We start from the raw sequence: 16,129 nt of genomic DNA, 5'->3' as shown, positions 1-16,129 counted from the left end.
CTACCAGTTTATCTCTGTTTTTCCGTGGGTCTTCAAGTATTCATTCGTTTTGCTGAAATGCTTATTCCCAAAGAAGCCGTTGTAGGCAGAGAGGGGAGAAGGGTGTGCCGAACTAAGTACCAAATGCTTGTTACGATCAATAAAGGCACCTTTCTTCTGTGCATAACTTCCCCATAGGATGAATACCAGATTTTCTCTTTCTTCCGCCAGAACACGGATAGCAGCATCTGTAAATTCTTCCCATCCGTGGCGTTGGTGCGAACCGGCCTGATGGGCACGTACTGTCAAAGTAGCGTTGAGCAACAGGACACCTTGTTCAGCCCACCGTGTCAGATTACCAGTGGGAGGAGTTGCCGTACCAATATCTTCTTTTATTTCTTTGAATATATTCACCAAAGAAGGTGGAAAGGCTACTCCATCATTTACCGAGAAACAAAGACCATGTGCTTGTCCGGGACCGTGGTAAGGGTCTTGTCCGATAATGACTACTTTTACTTTGTCAAAGGGACATAAATTGAATGCGTTGAATATCAACTTTCCAGGAGGAAAGATCTGGTACTGGCTATATTCGCTTCTGACAAATTCGGTCAGTGTGCGGAAGTAGTCTTTCTCAAATTCTGGTTGTAAATGAGCTTTCCAGCTCTCTTCTATTTGTACGTTCATAGGCTATTAAATAAGGTGTATATTAAGGGCTGTACATTCACGACGCATTTCTTCAGGCCAGATACTTGCTTGAATCTCACCGATATGCGCTTTGCGCAAATAGAACATGCATAAGCGTGACTGACCGATACCTCCACCGATAGAGAGTGGAAGGGTATCATCCAATAATCTCTTATGGAAATAGAGTTCCAGTCTTTGTTCTTGATTTTCTTGTTTTACTTGGCGCAAAAGAGCTTCTTTATCCACACGGATACCCATGGAAGACAATTCAATGGAACGTTGTAGTACATCGTCCCATAATAACAGGTCACCGTTCAGGCCAGGTAAGTCGTTCAGCCCTTTGCTGGTATAGTCGTCATAGTCCGGAGCACGTCCGTCATGTTTTTTACCATCACTCAGTTTGCAACCGATACCAATGATAAATACGGCTCCATACTTTTTACAGATGGCATGTTCACGGCATTTAGGTTCCATATCCGGATATAACTGGCGTAATTCTTCAGAGTGGATGAAGTGTAACTTTTGTGGCAGGCAAGGTTTGATCTGCGGATACATTTCGTATACCATATATTCCGTACGGATCATGGCGGCATAGATACGGTTGACAATCTCCTTAAGGAAGTCTGCATTGCGGTCCTCGGCAGTAATTACCCGTTCCCAGTCCCACTGGTCTACATAAAGTGAATGCAGGTTACCCAGTTCTTCGTCCGAACGAATTGCGTTCATATCCGTATAGATACCATAACCCGGTTCAATGTGATAATCTGCCAAAGTAAGTCGTTTCCATTTAGCAAGTGAGTGGACTACTTCAGCTTGTGCATCACCCAAGTCTTTAATAGGAAATGAGACAGGACGTTCTATGCCATTCAAATCATCATTGATACCCATTCCTTTGAGCACAAAGAGTGGAGCTGTCACACGTCGCAGACGTAATTCCGATGAAAGATTCAACTGGAAGAACTCTTTAATTTGTTTGATGCCCAATTCTGTCTGTTTCAGGTCAAGCAAAGGTTTATAATTCTGAGGTTTTATTAGGTAACTCATAGGTTTATTGATTGTTATTTGTCGGCAAAGATATGAATAATATCTATATCTGTACGAATAATTGGCTAAAATGTTATCAAATTGATCGTTTTATATAGCATAAGAGTTGCAAAATAATATTTGAGGATATGGCGTTCGGTAGATAGATACTACAAAAAATGGTGAATCATTAGGAAAATGCGAAGTTTTTTTATACTTTTGTCGTCGCATAAAACAATGCTCCTGTAGTTCAACGAATAGAATGTAGGTTTCCGGTACCTAAGATAAGGGTTTGATTCCCTTCGGGAGTACAAAGATATAGCTGATAATTATTTAATTATCAGCTATTGTTGTTTTAAGGAGCGGTTAATGTAAGAACCGGGCTAACGCTTCCCATGACTCACATAGAGCTTGCATGGAAGGAAAGAGTAAATCGGCTCCGGAGTTTAACAGTACCTGCCCATCCAATGGACCAGTATTAACAGCAATGGTGAATATTCCGGCTTTGTGTCCGGCCTCTACTCCCAAAGGGGCATTTTCAATAACAATGGCTTCATAAGGCTTTAATCCTCCCTTTTCCAGTGCCATCAAATAGGGTTCCGGATTCGGTTTTCCGTATTTGACGTCGAAAGCAGTTACCATCAGTTCTTGTCGGAACATTCCCGGAAAATTGTGTTCAAGTCTGTCTAATAATGAAGCTTGTCCGGATCCGGTGACTACAGTCGGAATGATACCTTCAGATTTAATTTTTTGTAGTAATTCCCAGGCACCCGGCATACGTTCGGCTTGGGGATGCTTGTTGAACTCAATGCTCTTTTCATGATAAATACTCTCTATCTCTTCCGGGGTGGCGTCGCGTCCCAGTTGACGCTGACATACGATGTTGATGGTTCCCGCTCCGGTGCGGCCTTCGTGCAAATAAGCTTCTTCTTTGCTCAAATGAAGTCCGTGAGCTTCCATCGTTTTGTGCCATGCTTCGGCGTGATAAGGCATGGAGTTGAAAAGTACGCCGTCCATATCGAAAAGTGCGGATTTCAACTGAATGGATTGATAATGATTTTGTTGGAGATATTGCGTAATTGCTTCCTGAAACATGATATATACCTATTGATTTGGAGTGCAAAGATACGATTATTTTGGTGAATCGAACAGAATATGTATTTTTGCAAAATCTATAAAGTGATATGATTGCATGAGAAAACTATTTTTTCCTTTACTGTCGTTATGCTTGCTGACTACTGCTTGCAAAGATTCTGTTCCCAGTCCTACAATCGAAATGGAAGGGCTTTATATCAATGACGGAGAGATGGATTATGCCCGGCAAATGGAGGCATTACCCCCTCTAAAAGTAGATGATGAACTTGAAATTTCGCTGAAACTGGATGGAAACGGAGAAGAACTAAATACGTTTCTGGTGAAGGAAGAGACTTTGGGTAGTGAGGTAAACGCTGTGGCGATTGATTTTAATGAATTGCCGGAAGAAGCTCTCAGTGATGATAAGGAGTTTACGGATAAGGATAATGGTAAATTAGGTTTTAAAGATGGAGTCTCTCAGACTAAAGTGGGGCTGCGGGCAAAGGTGCAGCAAGTCACCGAGGATGGAGTGAAGCTTAAGTTTTACCTTTTTTCCAAGCCCGTCAATTGCGAGGGAGCTAAGTATGAACTGGAAATTAAAACTTCCGAGAATCAAACAGATTAATTGGATGACCCGATATATAAAAAGAGCGATGCTTCCAACAGCATCGCTCTTTTTATATATCGGTAATCTTATAGCTTTTTACAGTTTCGCCCGGATTGCTTTTGATTCTTCTTCATATCCCGGCTTGTTCAGCAAAGCAAACATATTCTTTTTGTATGCTTCCACACCCGGCTGATTGAATGGGTTTACGCCCAGCAGATAACCACTGATACCACATGCTTTTTCGAAGAAATAGAGTAACTGTCCGATGCTGTATTCACTCAGTTCAGGAATGACGATACGCATGTTAGGAACACCACCGTCTACATGAGCCAATTGAGTTCCCAGTTCGGCCATCTTGTTCACTTCGTCTACACGTTTGCCTGCCAGGAAGTTTAAACCGTCCAGGTTAGCTTCGTCCGAAGGAACTTCCAGCTTATGATTCACTTTATCTACCGAGATCACTGTTTCAAAGATGGTTCGTTCACCTTCCTGAATCCACTGACCCATCGAGTGCAGGTCTGTAGAGAAGTCTACTGCTGCCGGGAAGATACCTTTGTTGTCTTTTCCTTCAGATTCTCCGTAAAGCTGCTTCCACCATTCACTCACGTAGTGCAGTTTCGGACAGAAGTTTACAAGAATTTCTATCTTCTTTCCACTTTTATACAGTTCATTGCGGGTAGCGGCATAGATTGCTGCGGGATTTTCCGCAAAAGGAACCTCGGCTCCACAAGTCTTTTCCATATCGGCGGCACCTGCTACCAGTTTTTCAATGTCGAATCCGGCTACTGCAATAGGCAGCAAACCTACCGGAGTCAGTACAGAAAAACGTCCTCCGACGTTGTCAGGGATAATGAATGATTTGTATCCTTCTTTATCTGCGGTGACGCGGGCTGCACCTTTCTTTGCATCTGTAACGGCAACGATTACTTTTTTGGCCATCTCTTTGCCGCGTTGGTCTTCGCATTGCTTCTTCAGCAAGCGGAACGCCAAAGCTGTCTCTGTAGTCGTACCGGATTTGGAGATATTGATCACACCGAATTTCTTGTCTTTCAGGAATTCTGTCAGTTCATACAGATAATCTTCACCGATATTATGGCCGGCATAGATGATGACCGGAGCTGTTTTCTTTTCCTGCAACCAGGTGAAGCTGTTTGACAATGCCTCGATCACCGCACGGGCGCCCAGGTAACTTCCGCCGATACCGGCTACGATCACCACTTCACAGTTGTCTCTCAATACTTGTGCAGTAGCCTTCAGGTCAGCCAGATGCTCTTTGCTGATAGAAGAGGGCAAATGCAACCACCCCAGAAAGTCATTACCTTTACCTGTGCCGTTTTCCAGCGCTTCCTGTGCGGCTTTAACCTGAGCTTCATAGGCAGAAACCGATTCTTTGGAGATGAATCCAAAAGTCTTTTCAATGTTCAAACTAATCATATCTTTTTTATTTTTACGTTATTAACTATCTAAACGAGTCAGTCAACAGTTTAATTTCAATCATCGGAGATATGCGTTCGTATAAGATGTTGTATACAGCATCGAGTATCGGCATATTTACATGATGATGTTTATTGATTTCCTTAATACATTTTGTTCCGTAATATCCTTCCGCTATCATTTCCATTTCTATCTGGGCACTCTTTACGGAGTATCCCTTCCCGATCATGGTACCGAACGTGCGGTTACGGCTGAAGTTAGAATAGCCTGTTACCAATAAATCACCCAAATAAACAGATTCGTCCACGTTTCTGTTTATGGGATGCACCGTATTTAAGAAACGGTTCATCTCTTGAATGGCATTTGATATCAATACAGCCTGGAAATTATCTCCGTATTTCAGACCGCTGCAAATACCTGCAGCGATGGCATATACGTTTTTCAGTACGGAACTGTATTCAATCCCTATCACATCGTCGCTGACAGACGTTTTGATGAAGCTGCTGCCCAGTCTACGGGCAAAAACACGTGCCTTATCCTTGTCCGGGCAAGCGATGGTGAGATAGGAGAGGCGTTCCAGTGCCACTTCCTCAGCATGACAGGGACCAGCCAATACAGCGATGTTTTCGGGAGGAACACCATATTCTTTATTAAAGTATTCCGAAACAATCAGATTGTCATCGGGAACAATACCTTTGATAGCGGTAATAATGAACTTGTCTCTGATCCGTGTTTTCAGCTTTTTCAGGTGAGCTTTCAGATATGGAGAAGGAGTGACGAAAATAAGCGTATCAGATTCTTTCACTACATCGTTGATGTTAGAGCTGAAATTGATGCGCTTCATGTCGAACTTTACGCCTGTCAGATAGGCTGGATTATGTCCGAGTCGTTTAAAATCGGCAATGCGGTCGTCGCGCCTCATGTACCAATTGATAGACTCTTCTTGAGCCAGACACATCTTTGCGATGGCTGTAGCCCAGCTTCCTCCGCCCATTATCGCTATCTTACCGGGTAATTTCATTTCTATAAATTAAGAATTAAAAATGAAGAATGAAGAATGGTGCATGAAAGATAGGGAGACAAATGTTCCGGTTCTTCATCACCATTCTTCATTCTTGATTTATTTAATTTTCTGTATCCACTCGGCTACATCGTTTACTGACGGATTAGTCAGTTCCAATTTGTATTTCTTATTGATGCCACAAATATCCTGATGTAATTTCTGCGGATTTACATCTTTCATATCGGCTACCAGGTTGTATCCGGCTTTTTGAATTGCAGGCACCCAGTCTTCGGCAATGCCTAACTCCATGAATTTGGCGGCACTATCTTTCGGTACGACTTTTTCCGGACGCATCTGCGGGAAGAACAATACTTCCTGGATAGTTGATTGTCCGGTCATCAACATAGTAAGGCGGTCCATGCCGATACCCATACCCGAAGTAGGAGGCATGCCGTATTCCAGTGCACGGACAAAGTCTTTGTCGATAATCATTGCTTCGTCGTCTCCTTTTTCACTTAGCTTCATCTGATCTTCAAAGCGTTCCAACTGGTCGATCGGATCGTTTAACTCAGAATATGCATTACACAATTCTTTACCGTTTACCATCAACTCGAAACGTTCTGTCAGTTCAGGGTTGGTACGGTGCTTTTTGGTCAGCGGAGACATTTCGATCGGATAGTCAGTGATGAAAGTCGGCTGGATATAAGTTCCTTCACAGAACTCACCGAATATTTCATCGATCAGTTTACCTTTACCCATCGTTTCGTCGATTTCCATATTCAGTTTCTGGCATACTTCGCGGATTTGTGCTTCGTTCATACCTGTCAAGTCGTAACCGGTATGTTCCTTAATGGCATCCAGCATGGTGACGCGTCTGTACGGAGCCTTGAAGTTAATGATATTGTCACCTACTTTTACTTCAGTAGTACCATTTACGTCCAGACAGATCTTTTCAATCATCTTTTCGGTAAATTCCATCATCCAGTTATAGTCTTTGTAGGCTACATATATCTCCATGCAAGTAAATTCTGGATTGTGCGTACGGTCCATACCCTCGTTACGGAAGTTTTTACCGATTTCATATACTCCCTCAAAGCCACCGACAATCAGACGTTTCAGATACAACTCGCTGGCAATACGCATATAGAGTGGGATGTCCAAAGCATTGTGATGGGTCATGAACGGGCGTGCGGCAGCTCCTCCGGCGATGGCCTGGAGAATAGGAGTTTCTACTTCCATGTAGCCTTTCGAATTGAAATATTCGCGCATAGAACTGTACACCTTGCTGCGTTTCATGAATATATCTTTGATACCTTCGTTTACGGCCAGGTCGACATAACGCTGACGGTAACGGAGTTCAGGATCTTCGAAAGAGTCGTAAGCCACACCGTCTTTGTATTTTACGATAGGCAGTGGTTTGATCGATTTGGCAAGTACAGTCAGTTTCTGTGCATGAATACTGATTTCGCCCATCTGAGTGCGGAACACGAAACCTTCAATTCCGATAAAGTCGCCTAAGTCGAGCAGGCGTTTGAACACAGTATTGTACATCTCTTTGTCCTCTCCCGGACAGATGTCATCGCGAGTGATATACACCTGAATACGGCCTTTAGAATCCTGTAGTTCGATAAAAGAGGCTTTGCCCATCACGCGGCGGCTCATCATGCGGCCAGCTACAGATACCTGGCGAGGTGCTTCGTCGTCTTTGAATTCGGCTTTAATATCGGTTGAGAAAGCGTTGGTTACATACTCTGCTGCGGGATAGGGTTCGATGCCCATCGCGCGAAGTTCATTCAGACTGTTACGTCGGATGATTTCCTGTTCACTTAGTTCTAATATGTTCATTTCGTTAGATATTAACTCAATTTTGGAGGCAAAAATACGAAACTTTTCTTAGAAATACGGCATTGTAACTCTTATTCTTTATTCTTCACCTTTAATTCTAAATAGATTTGTATCTTTGCACCCTCAAAACAATAGGTATGACAGGACAAAAGACACCCACTGCGCTGGGTACTGAAAAGATTGGAAAACTTCTGATGCAGTATGCCATTCCGGCTATTATCGCCATGACTGCATCTTCTCTTTACAACATGGTGGACAGCATTTTTATAGGTCACGGAGTGGGTCCGATGGCTATTTCCGGACTTGCTCTGACTTTTCCCCTTATGAATCTTGCCGCTGCTTTCGGCTCCTTGGTTGGAGTGGGAGCCGCTACGCTGATTTCGGTTAAACTGGGGCAGAAAGATTATGATACGGCACAACGGGTATTGGGCAATGTGCTGGTACTGAATATCATTATCGGGCTTGCTTTCACCGTATTAACCCTTATTTTTCTTGATCCTATTCTTTACTTCTTTGGAGGCAGTGACGAAACGGTGGGCTATGCCCGTGACTATATGAAAGTGATTCTTTATGGGAATGTCATCACCCATATTTATCTGGGGCTGAATGCGGTACTTCGTTCAGCAGGTCATCCGCAGAAGGCGATGGTTGCTACCATTGCGACAGTGGTTATCAATACCATTCTCGATCCTTTGTTTATTTATGGTTTTGGTTGGGGCATCCAGGGAGCGGCCATTGCTACGATTACGGCACAAGTGATTGCCCTTGCCTGGCAGTTCAGGCTCTTTGGCAATAAGGAGGAATTACTCCATTTCCACCGAGGAGTTTTCCGGTTGAAGCGAAAAATTGTTCTCGATTCGCTGGCTATAGGTATGTCTCCTTTCCTGATGAATCTTGCATCGTGTTTCATTGTGATTCTGATAAATCAGGGTTTGAAACGGTATGGGGGGGATCTTGCCATCGGGGCATTTGGCATTGTCAACCGTCTGGTATTTCTATTCCTTATGATTGTGATGGGACTGAACCAGGGTATGCAGCCGATTGCCGGATACAATTATGGGGCAAAGTTATATCCCCGTGTCACTCGTGTGCTGAAACTGACCATCTATGGTGCGACCATTGTCACCACTATCGGTTTTCTGATGGGAATGTTTATTCCCGACCTGGCAGTGTCCGTCTTCACATCGCACGAAGAGCTGATTCGCCAATCTGCCGAAGGCCTCCGCATTGTGGTACTCTTTTTCCCGATTGTCGGCTTTCAGATGGTCACTTCCAATTTCTTCCAGAGTATCGGGATGGCAAGTAAAGCTATTTTCCTTTCCATTACCCGCCAGGTACTCATCCTGATTCCCTGTCTGTTGATTCTTCCGCGTTTTTGGGGGCAGACGGGTGTCTGGATCAGTATGCCGGTTTCCGACCTGATAGCCAGCCTGATATCCGCTACCATGTTGTGGTGGCAGTTCCGCCAGTTCCGTAAAGCTGCTGCCCGGGTATAGGATTCTTCGGTCTGCGCTAAACAAATCATTGCCTGCATTTGTCTTTTATCTGTAACGATCTGAAAGCAATGTAGCAGCCATGAAAAAGTATGTAAGTTTCTTGTTGGTTTTATTTGTCAGTCTGTTTCTTTTCCTGCCCGTGCATGCGCAGCAGCGCAAATCAGTAGCTGTGGTGCTAAGTGGGGGAGGAGCGAAGGGAGTAGCCCATATCGGTGCCCTCAAAGTGATCGAGGAAGCAGGTATTCCTATCGATTATATCGTAGGTACCAGCATGGGGTCTATCATTGGCGGGCTTTATTCCATCGGATATACCCCCTGTCAGCTTGATAGTATGGTCAATCACCAGAATTGGTCTTTTCTGTTGAGTGACCGTATCAGTTGGGAAGATCAAACGATGACTGAACGGAAGAATTCTGAAACTTATATTCTTTCTGTCCCTTTGAAAAAGGATTTGAAGGCGAATGTGTTCGGAGGGGTCATTAAGGGGCAGAACCTGGGTAATCTTTTCTCCGAACTGACTGTAGGCTATCACGATTCCATTAACTTCAATAAGCTGCCTATTCCGTTTGCTTGTGTCTCCGAGAACATTGTGAACGGTGAAGAAGTAGTGTTTCACAATGGTGTATTGGCTACCGCTATGCGTGCCAGTATGGCTATTCCCGGCGTATTCACACCCGTTCGTATGGGCGACGAGATACTGGTTGACGGAGGGATGAAAAACAACTTTCCCACGAACATAGCCCGGGCTATGGGAGCCGATGTGATTATTGGTGTCGATGTACAGAATGATCTCCGGACTGCAGATGAACTGAATAATCTTGGTGAGATATTCAACCAGATCATCAATCTGACCGGCCAAACCCGATATGAAGAGAATATTAAATTGGCAACGGTGTATATTAAAGTGGACGTAAAAGGTTATTCTGCCGCAAGTTTCAACATTCCCGCACTCGACACATTGATGCACCGTGGCGAAGAGGCAGCCCGCGCGCAGTGGACTGCTTTGCGCAGACTGAAGAAAGAGATCGGTCTACCCGAAGATTACGTTGCTCCCCGACACGGTCCGTTTACTTCTTTATGGTCCGAGAAAGATATATTTGTGAAAGAGATCACCTTTGACGGTATCGAAGACAGTGACAAGAAATGGATTATGCACCGCTGTCACCTGAAGGAGAACAGCCGGATGCGCATGGAGCAACTTTATGAAGCACTTGCTACGTTGCGCGGAAGCCAGGCTTATTCCAATGTCAGTTACAAACTGACTGATACCGACCAGGGATATCTGCTACACTTTATTTTGGAAGAGAAGTACGAGCGTAATCTCAATCTGGGGATCCGTTTCGACTCGGAAGAGATCGCTTCATTGCTGTTGAATGTGAGCACCCGTCTTAATACGCGTATTCCATCGTGGCTTTCACTGACCGGACGTCTTGGAAAACGCTATCTGGCCCGGGTTGACTATACATTGGCACCGATGCAGATGCGAAATTTCAATCTCGCTTATCAGTTTGAGTATAACGATATTAATATCTACGATCACGGGAAACGTGCTTATAACACTACTTATAAATACCATTCCGGTGAGTTGGGGTTTTCGGATGTGTGGTATCGTAACCTTCGTTTTGGAGCCGGACTGCGTTTTGAGTTCTTCAAGTATAAGGACTTTCTATATAATGCGGGCGGGCAACAGTTGAAGGTGAAACCCCAACACTTCTTCAGCTATTATGCCCAACTGCATTATAATACATACAATAAGGGATATTTTCCCTCGAAAGGGACCGATCTTCAGGGGAATTATTCACTTTATACCGATAACCTGACACAGTATAAAGATCATGCTCCCTTTTCTGCTTTGACCGCCTCGTGGGCCAGTGTCTTTTCGGTTACCGACCGTTTTGCTTTGATTCCTTCTTTGTATGGACGTATTCTTATAGGCAAAGATATCCCTTATCCCTATCTGAATGCCATCGGTGGAGATAATTTCGGTCATTACTTGCCCCAGCAACTTCCTTTTGCCGGGATCACCAATCTGGAGATAGTCGATAATTCTGTTATCGTAGCCGGTTTGAAGGTGCGCCAGCGTATCGGGGGGAAGAATTATGTCACTCTTACCGGGAATGTGGCGTTGCGGGAAGATAACTTTTTTGATATCCTGAGTGGTAAGCCGGTTTGGGGAGGCAGCTTGGGATATGGCTACGATAGCTTGTTCGGTCCGTTAGAGGCCTCTTTCGGCTATTCAAGCAGGGCACACGATGTAGGATTCTATGTGAATCTGGGATATGTCTTTTAGATTTCGACACCTGTACTTCGTGAGGCAGTACATCCTCCGGGTGTTCAAAGCCATTGCTTGTGATGGAACTCCGGAAAATAAATCAATGCAAAGCCTTCTCATGCGAAAAATGGTTCTTCTTCAAATTTGGTGGTAAATTCTTTATTTCTTTATTTTCAAGTTGATAATTGTCCTTTTTGCTTGCTTTAATAGGAATAAATAGACACCGGCTGAATAAGATAACTCAAGTTTCGGAAGTGAATTTGCGCCGTCTGAACCGGTATCTTCATCCTTATCTCTTTTTTCAATTAACATTGTTAACGCCTTTTGCAGTTTGTCAGGTTCTTATGCGCAAATAATAAGTCTTTTGCATTTAAAGAACTTGTTATTCACATCCAAAGAACAAGCTTTAACTCTGTGTTAAAACAAAGTTTTTGAGGACAGAAATCTTACTTTTTAAAGATATTGATTTTCAGATGGTTTATTCTAAAACTCGCTTCTTCACCTCATGGATGAACTCTTCGGTGGAAAGCCGGGATACTTGCTTTTTTGTCAACTATAAACGAGGGCTTACACTTCCGAAAACGGAATTAGATTCCATTCTTGTTCAACCGGAAATGGTGCAATCTACATCCGGTCCCGTGTACACGTGCCCATGAGCACGCGTACACGGTACTGGGTAAAGATACCTATACGAATGATTAAATGCTGATAATTAAGGAATTAAATATGCAATAGAATAAAGAAACGATTCATGTGAACTGGTTAAATGAAAGAAAAAGAACCGCTGTCCTCCGGGGGGTAGAGTGGCAGCGGTTCGGCGAGTCAACTGGTTTTGGTGGGTCGGATTTAGATTCAAAGTCAATTATAAAAGAGAATTTATTTTGCAAAATTAAAGTTCTATAGTCCGTCTTCAATTTTAGGCGTTTTGTAATAACGACTAAGTTTGCACATCTGATCGATTCGGGATATATATCTGGAAGCGATGTATGCCTGGCTTGGTGTACGTTTCAGGGATAAATATTTCACTTTGTGGATTTCCAAAAGAATCTCGGCCAGAAACTCAATCATGTCTGCACGTTCGATATGTGAAGGTGAAGTGAAACACCCTAAATATTCCTGATCCCGGGTAGAAAGGGTATAATGCAGGGTCTTTTTGCCTCGTTGGAAAATATAGTCCACCCGATACCAACCGTTGGCGTTGGTTCGGCGCCAGTGAAAATACAAGATTCTGATATTTAAATGTTTGCCCATAGTACAAACGTGTTAATCGGGCAGGGGAAGAATGAACGGCCCTGCTGACCCGTTTGAACTATTTGACATTCGATGCCGAAACAAGGAAAGAAATATGCTAACCCATTACGAAGTTAGACACGGGGGCAGAGCCGTCTTTATCCAGAAACTGTAGGTATATAAAATTATACACCTACAGTTAGTGTAAAAACAAAGGTTATTTATTTCCTTTGTTTCTGCCTTATAAATATCAAATAGTTCACCACAAAGATGGTGATTATTTCTGAAATAGCATAGCAAACGGACGAAAAATGTTCAATAAAACACTTTTATCAGGAGGATTGTTTACTGAACGCCGTTAGTATAGGGAGATTTAACGAAAAGAGAGCGGATCTGTGTTTACCCGCTTGCGTTATGTAAATTCAATGCAGAACAAGGAAAAAATATGTGCCGACCCATTTTTAAACATTCATCAGGACATGGACAGGCAGCCGGCCACCTTCGTGCGAATAAAGAACCTGCTATATTATAATAGATTAGTGAAATGCCATTGCGTCATATATTTCAATTCCCACCGGCTGGCTTGCATATATACTTTCTGTAAACAGGAGTTGATCCTGTATCAGGTTTGACATTTCTTTCTCAAAAGACGATTACATTTTTTGGGGGGGAGGCCGATCACATCTTTATTTCTCCTCGGATTCTGCTCAGTGACTGTGGCGTTATCCACAGATAGGAAGCTATGTGTTTCAAAGGTACGTTTTGTAGCAGTTCGGGATGTTCTTTGATAAGTGTCAGGTAACGTTCTTTGGCTTTTGGACTTCCGGCACTGATCAACCAGTTTTCAGTGCTGAGTAATTGTTGCTCCATCAGGCGGCGTCCCAGATTGGCAAGACCGAGTGATGAGGTATAAAGACCGTTCAATGTTTGTCCGGATATACAATAAGCTATGCTGTCGCACATCACCTCGATGGTGATGTGCGATGCTGTATTTTCCACGTATCCCCATACCGAAAAAGCGGCTTCGCCCTCCCCGGCAAACCAGATGGTGGTATCAACCCCGTCTTTCAGATAATGAGCGCGCCAGATGCCTTGCTTTATCAGATATAAATTTCCGTTTCTGGAACCTTCATGAACAATGACTTCTTTCTTTTTGAAACGCACCTCCTCCATATAATTGAGAAGAGTCTGCGTATCGGTTTCCGAAAGACGATAGCTATTCCTGAATTTTTCAATAAATGTTTCCATAAGGCTCTTTTACATCTGTTTGAACGATGCAAAGATACGCATCATCGGCGAGTGGAGAAAGAGTCTTTCAGGTAAATTCCAATAATCAGCAGCAAAGTCAGCAGTTCGGCAAGAGGGACGGCAAGCCAAATACCTTTTATTCCCAGTATCGGAGGCAGGAGCAGGAAGCCTGTCAACATAAACAATGTTCCCCGGAAAAGGGTGATGACAGTGGCTCGCCGGGCACGTTCGATACTTTGATAATAACCGATACCAACTATGTTGAGTGCAAAGAACAGATAACCGACTGCAAAATACGGAATTCCATCTACTGCAATGTCATACGCTTTGTAACTTTTGTCGATGAATAGTCCTACTATTTCGTGATTGAATACAAGAGTTGCGGTAAAGAATAAAATACCACATCCCAAAGCTGTTTTCAATGCCAGTCGGATGGTACGTGCCACTCTGCCCGGATTCTGTTGCCCGAAATTGTAACTGATGATGGGCTGTGCCGATTGGGCGATGGCGTTGTATACCATAAAGATAATAGGAAAGAAGTAACACACGATGCTGAATGCTGCTACACCACTTTCTCCCAAATGGCTGATAAATACGTAATTCCCCAAAAACATCATACTGGCTATAGATGCTTCGCTGATGAATGCCGAAGAGCCGAGCCTCACCATATAGCCGATATTGCGGAAGGTAAGCTGCATACTTTTCCGGCTAAGTTTGATACGATAAATGCCCACGTTGCGGGAAAAACGGAGTAGATAAATAAGAGTCATCAATCCGCCGACCATAGTTCCCAAACTGGTGGCAAAGGCAGCTCCCATCATTCCCCAACCTAATTGGAAGATGAAAATATAATCGAGTACGATATTGATAATGGCTGACACGGCATTGCACATCATAGCATAGTTGGGCGATCCGTCCAGACGGATATAAAACATGCCGGCACTCAAAAGCAGATAGAAAACGAGAAAAGGAACATACCAGTTCATGTATTCCACTACCAACGGCAGCAATCGTTCCGAACTGCCGAGTAATCGTCCTATCGGTTCTGCAAAGTAGCAGCAAAGTGCTGATAATACCAGGATCAGGAGGGATGAAAAGGCAAGTGCCTGTGTGATATTGATACTTGCCACTTTTCGTTTGCCTTGTGATAAATGGATGGACGCCACGACAGATGCACCTACTCCGAACATCAATCCGATGCCGGTGGTGATCATAAATAGCGGGGCCGTGATATTGACTGCCGCCAAGGCGTCGCTACCAATTCCTTTACCGACAAAGATACCATCGGTAATTACAAAAATGGCGGAAAAAACCATTCCGAGTACTGTTGGAATCAACAACTTCCTGAACAGTCTCGGGATTTCCATGTTTCCGAAATCAATACTGTCTTTCATAAAATCTATGTTTTTTTTAGCGGATGCAAAGATACGTCTATGGAAAAGAAGAAAAGTTACCAATTGATAAGAAATGCGATGTGCCGGATATTGGTACATTATTTATTTCCTTCTTTCGGAAATAATGTGTATGTTTGCTATTGAACCAATATACAAATGTACTATGAACGGTAATTATGTCATCAATATCGGCCGTCAATTGGGCAGTGGCGGAAAAGAGATCGGGGAAAAACTGGCAGCCAGGTTAGGCATTGATTTTTATGATAAAGAGCTGATTAATCTGGCTTCAGAGGAGAGTGGACTTTGTCGGGAATTTTTTGAGAAAGCGGATGAAAAAGCTTCCCAAGGTATTATAGGTGGATTGTTTGGGATGCGTTTTCCTTTTATCAGTGATGGTGCTATGCCCTGTACCAATTGTCTGAGTAATGATGCTCTCTTTAAAATTCAGAGTGATGTCATCCGGCATCTTGCAGCAGAGAAATCTTGTGTATTCGTGGGGCGTTGTGCCGATTACATTTTGCGCGAACATCCCCGTTGCGCCAATATTTTCATTTCTGCTTCGCACGAAGACCGTGTGGCGCGTTTGTGCCGTATTCATGGCATTTCCGAAGAAGCTGCTGAGGAAAAAATGAATAAGGCAGATAAGAAACGCTCCGAATATTATAATTATTACAGTTATAAAACTTGGGGAGCGGCCGCAACCTATCATCTTTGTATTGACTCTTCGGTATTGGGAATCGATGAAACGGTAAGGTTTATAGAAGAGTTTATAGTTAAAAAACTAAATTTATAAATCAGAATCGGGCATGCTATAATATGTTAATGGCCAACTACGGTGTA

General features: G+C 43.4%; 15 protein-coding genes and 1 tRNA gene. 6 read left to right on the top strand and 10 right to left on the bottom strand.

Translation table 11 applies throughout. From position 1 onward, the window contains the following. Positions 1-663 (bottom strand): uracil-DNA glycosylase, encoded by a 663-nt coding sequence (gene ung, locus DBK98_RS22875; protein ID WP_005781405.1) that lies wholly within the window; start codon positions 661-663, stop codon positions 1-3. A 6-nt stretch (positions 664-669) separates the two neighbouring features. Next, the gene (gene asnA, locus DBK98_RS22870; RefSeq protein WP_005781403.1) at positions 670-1,707 is read right to left on the bottom strand and encodes an aspartate--ammonia ligase; all 1,038 of its coding nucleotides are present in this window, start codon (positions 1,705-1,707) and stop codon (positions 670-672) included. A 218-nt stretch (positions 1,708-1,925) separates the two neighbouring features. Here asnA and DBK98_RS22865 point away from each other — a divergent pair. Then, a tRNA-Arg gene (locus tag DBK98_RS22865) sits at positions 1,926-1,997 on the top strand. 55 nt (positions 1,998-2,052) lie between these two features. Here DBK98_RS22865 and DBK98_RS22860 read toward each other — a convergent pair. Next, entirely contained in the window at positions 2,053-2,781 is a 729-nt protein-coding gene (locus DBK98_RS22860) for an HAD family hydrolase (RefSeq protein WP_005808441.1), read from the bottom strand. Between the two features lie 97 nt (positions 2,782-2,878). Here DBK98_RS22860 and DBK98_RS22855 point away from each other — a divergent pair, with 97 nt between their 5' ends. Beyond that, on the top strand, positions 2,879-3,385 hold the full coding sequence (locus tag DBK98_RS22855) for a DUF5035 family protein (protein ID WP_005781399.1): 507 nt from the start codon (positions 2,879-2,881) through the stop codon (positions 3,383-3,385). A 78-nt stretch (positions 3,386-3,463) separates the two neighbouring features. Here the strand turns inward: DBK98_RS22855 and DBK98_RS22850 are convergent, their stop codons facing one another. The 3 genes from DBK98_RS22850 to lysS form a co-directional block, all read right to left on the bottom strand. Continuing rightward, positions 3,464-4,801, bottom strand: coding sequence for a glucose-6-phosphate isomerase (locus DBK98_RS22850; RefSeq protein ID WP_005781398.1), 1,338 nt, complete (start codon positions 4,799-4,801; stop codon positions 3,464-3,466). A gap of 25 nt (positions 4,802-4,826) precedes the next feature. Beyond that, positions 4,827-5,822 (bottom strand): NAD(P)H-dependent glycerol-3-phosphate dehydrogenase, encoded by a 996-nt coding sequence (locus DBK98_RS22845; RefSeq protein WP_005781396.1) that lies wholly within the window; start codon positions 5,820-5,822, stop codon positions 4,827-4,829. A 99-nt stretch (positions 5,823-5,921) separates the two neighbouring features. Then, positions 5,922-7,649 carry a lysine--tRNA ligase gene (gene lysS, locus DBK98_RS22840; protein WP_005781393.1) on the bottom strand — a complete coding sequence of 576 codons (1,728 nt, stop codon included), beginning with the start codon at positions 7,647-7,649 and terminating at the stop codon, positions 5,922-5,924. Positions 7,650-7,756: 107 nt separating this feature from the next. On the opposite strand from lysS, the gene DBK98_RS22835 reads away from it, so the two are divergent. Beyond that, the gene (locus DBK98_RS22835) at positions 7,757-9,145 is read left to right on the top strand and encodes an MATE family efflux transporter (RefSeq protein ID WP_005808434.1); all 1,389 of its coding nucleotides are present in this window, start codon (positions 7,757-7,759) and stop codon (positions 9,143-9,145) included. Between the two features lie 79 nt (positions 9,146-9,224). Further along, positions 9,225-11,435, top strand: a complete 2,211-nt coding sequence (locus DBK98_RS22830) for a patatin-like phospholipase family protein (protein ID WP_032536997.1) — start codon at positions 9,225-9,227, stop codon at positions 11,433-11,435. Positions 11,436-11,576: 141 nt separating this feature from the next. Here the strand turns inward: DBK98_RS22830 and DBK98_RS22825 are convergent, their stop codons facing one another. Then, positions 11,577-11,729, bottom strand: a complete 153-nt coding sequence (locus DBK98_RS22825) for a hypothetical protein (protein ID WP_080594325.1) — start codon at positions 11,727-11,729, stop codon at positions 11,577-11,579. Between the two features lie 161 nt (positions 11,730-11,890). On the opposite strand from DBK98_RS22825, the gene DBK98_RS23700 reads away from it, so the two are divergent. Beyond that, positions 11,891-12,073 (top strand): hypothetical protein, encoded by a 183-nt coding sequence (locus tag DBK98_RS23700; protein ID WP_128900005.1) that lies wholly within the window; start codon positions 11,891-11,893, stop codon positions 12,071-12,073. A 241-nt stretch (positions 12,074-12,314) separates the two neighbouring features. On the opposite strand, the gene DBK98_RS22820 is transcribed toward DBK98_RS23700, so the two are convergent. The 3 genes from DBK98_RS22820 to DBK98_RS22810 form a co-directional block, all read right to left on the bottom strand. Continuing rightward, the gene (locus DBK98_RS22820) at positions 12,315-12,668 is read right to left on the bottom strand and encodes a hypothetical protein (protein ID WP_032536998.1); all 354 of its coding nucleotides are present in this window, start codon (positions 12,666-12,668) and stop codon (positions 12,315-12,317) included. A 657-nt stretch (positions 12,669-13,325) separates the two neighbouring features. Then, the gene (locus tag DBK98_RS22815; protein ID WP_005781385.1) at positions 13,326-13,895 is read right to left on the bottom strand and encodes a Crp/Fnr family transcriptional regulator; all 570 of its coding nucleotides are present in this window, start codon (positions 13,893-13,895) and stop codon (positions 13,326-13,328) included. Between the two features lie 41 nt (positions 13,896-13,936). Further along, the gene (locus tag DBK98_RS22810; protein WP_005781382.1) at positions 13,937-15,289 is read right to left on the bottom strand and encodes an MATE family efflux transporter; all 1,353 of its coding nucleotides are present in this window, start codon (positions 15,287-15,289) and stop codon (positions 13,937-13,939) included. 163 nt (positions 15,290-15,452) lie between these two features. Here DBK98_RS22810 and DBK98_RS22805 point away from each other — a divergent pair, with 163 nt between their 5' ends. Next, positions 15,453-16,082 carry an AAA family ATPase gene (locus DBK98_RS22805; protein WP_005781380.1) on the top strand — a complete coding sequence of 210 codons (630 nt, stop codon included), beginning with the start codon at positions 15,453-15,455 and terminating at the stop codon, positions 16,080-16,082. Positions 16,083-16,129 lie beyond the last annotated feature (47 nt).

The organism is Bacteroides sp. PHL 2737 (assembly GCF_004115325.2).
Taxonomy (GTDB): domain Bacteria; phylum Bacteroidota; class Bacteroidia; order Bacteroidales; family Bacteroidaceae; genus Bacteroides; species Bacteroides hominis.
This window is presented reverse-complemented; position numbering and strand designations above follow the sequence as displayed.

Bases quoted from the DNA above. Each gene is read 5' to 3' on its own strand.
- ung (WP_005781405.1), bottom strand. From the start codon at position 663: ATGAACGTACAAATAGAAGAGAGCTGGAAAGCTCATTTACAACCAGAA.
- asnA (WP_005781403.1), bottom strand. From the start codon at position 1,707: ATGAGTTACCTAATAAAACCTCAGAATTATAAACCTTTGCTTGACCTG.
- DBK98_RS22860 (WP_005808441.1), bottom strand. From the start codon at position 2,781: ATGTTTCAGGAAGCAATTACGCAATATCTCCAACAAAATCATTATCAA.
- DBK98_RS22855 (WP_005781399.1), top strand. From the start codon at position 2,879: ATGAGAAAACTATTTTTTCCTTTACTGTCGTTATGCTTGCTGACTACT.
- DBK98_RS22850 (WP_005781398.1), bottom strand. From the start codon at position 4,801: ATGATTAGTTTGAACATTGAAAAGACTTTTGGATTCATCTCCAAAGAA.
- DBK98_RS22845 (WP_005781396.1), bottom strand. From the start codon at position 5,822: ATGAAATTACCCGGTAAGATAGCGATAATGGGCGGAGGAAGCTGGGCT.
- lysS (WP_005781393.1), bottom strand. From the start codon at position 7,649: ATGAACATATTAGAACTAAGTGAACAGGAAATCATCCGACGTAACAGT.
- DBK98_RS22830 (WP_032536997.1), top strand. From the start codon at position 9,225: ATGAAAAAGTATGTAAGTTTCTTGTTGGTTTTATTTGTCAGTCTGTTT.
- DBK98_RS22825 (WP_080594325.1), bottom strand. From the start codon at position 11,729: ATGTTAATTGAAAAAAGAGATAAGGATGAAGATACCGGTTCAGACGGC.
- DBK98_RS23700 (WP_128900005.1), top strand. From the start codon at position 11,891: ATGGTTTATTCTAAAACTCGCTTCTTCACCTCATGGATGAACTCTTCG.
- DBK98_RS22820 (WP_032536998.1), bottom strand. From the start codon at position 12,668: ATGGGCAAACATTTAAATATCAGAATCTTGTATTTTCACTGGCGCCGA.
- DBK98_RS22815 (WP_005781385.1), bottom strand. From the start codon at position 13,895: ATGGAAACATTTATTGAAAAATTCAGGAATAGCTATCGTCTTTCGGAA.
- DBK98_RS22810 (WP_005781382.1), bottom strand. From the start codon at position 15,289: ATGAAAGACAGTATTGATTTCGGAAACATGGAAATCCCGAGACTGTTC.
- DBK98_RS22805 (WP_005781380.1), top strand. From the start codon at position 15,453: ATGAACGGTAATTATGTCATCAATATCGGCCGTCAATTGGGCAGTGGC.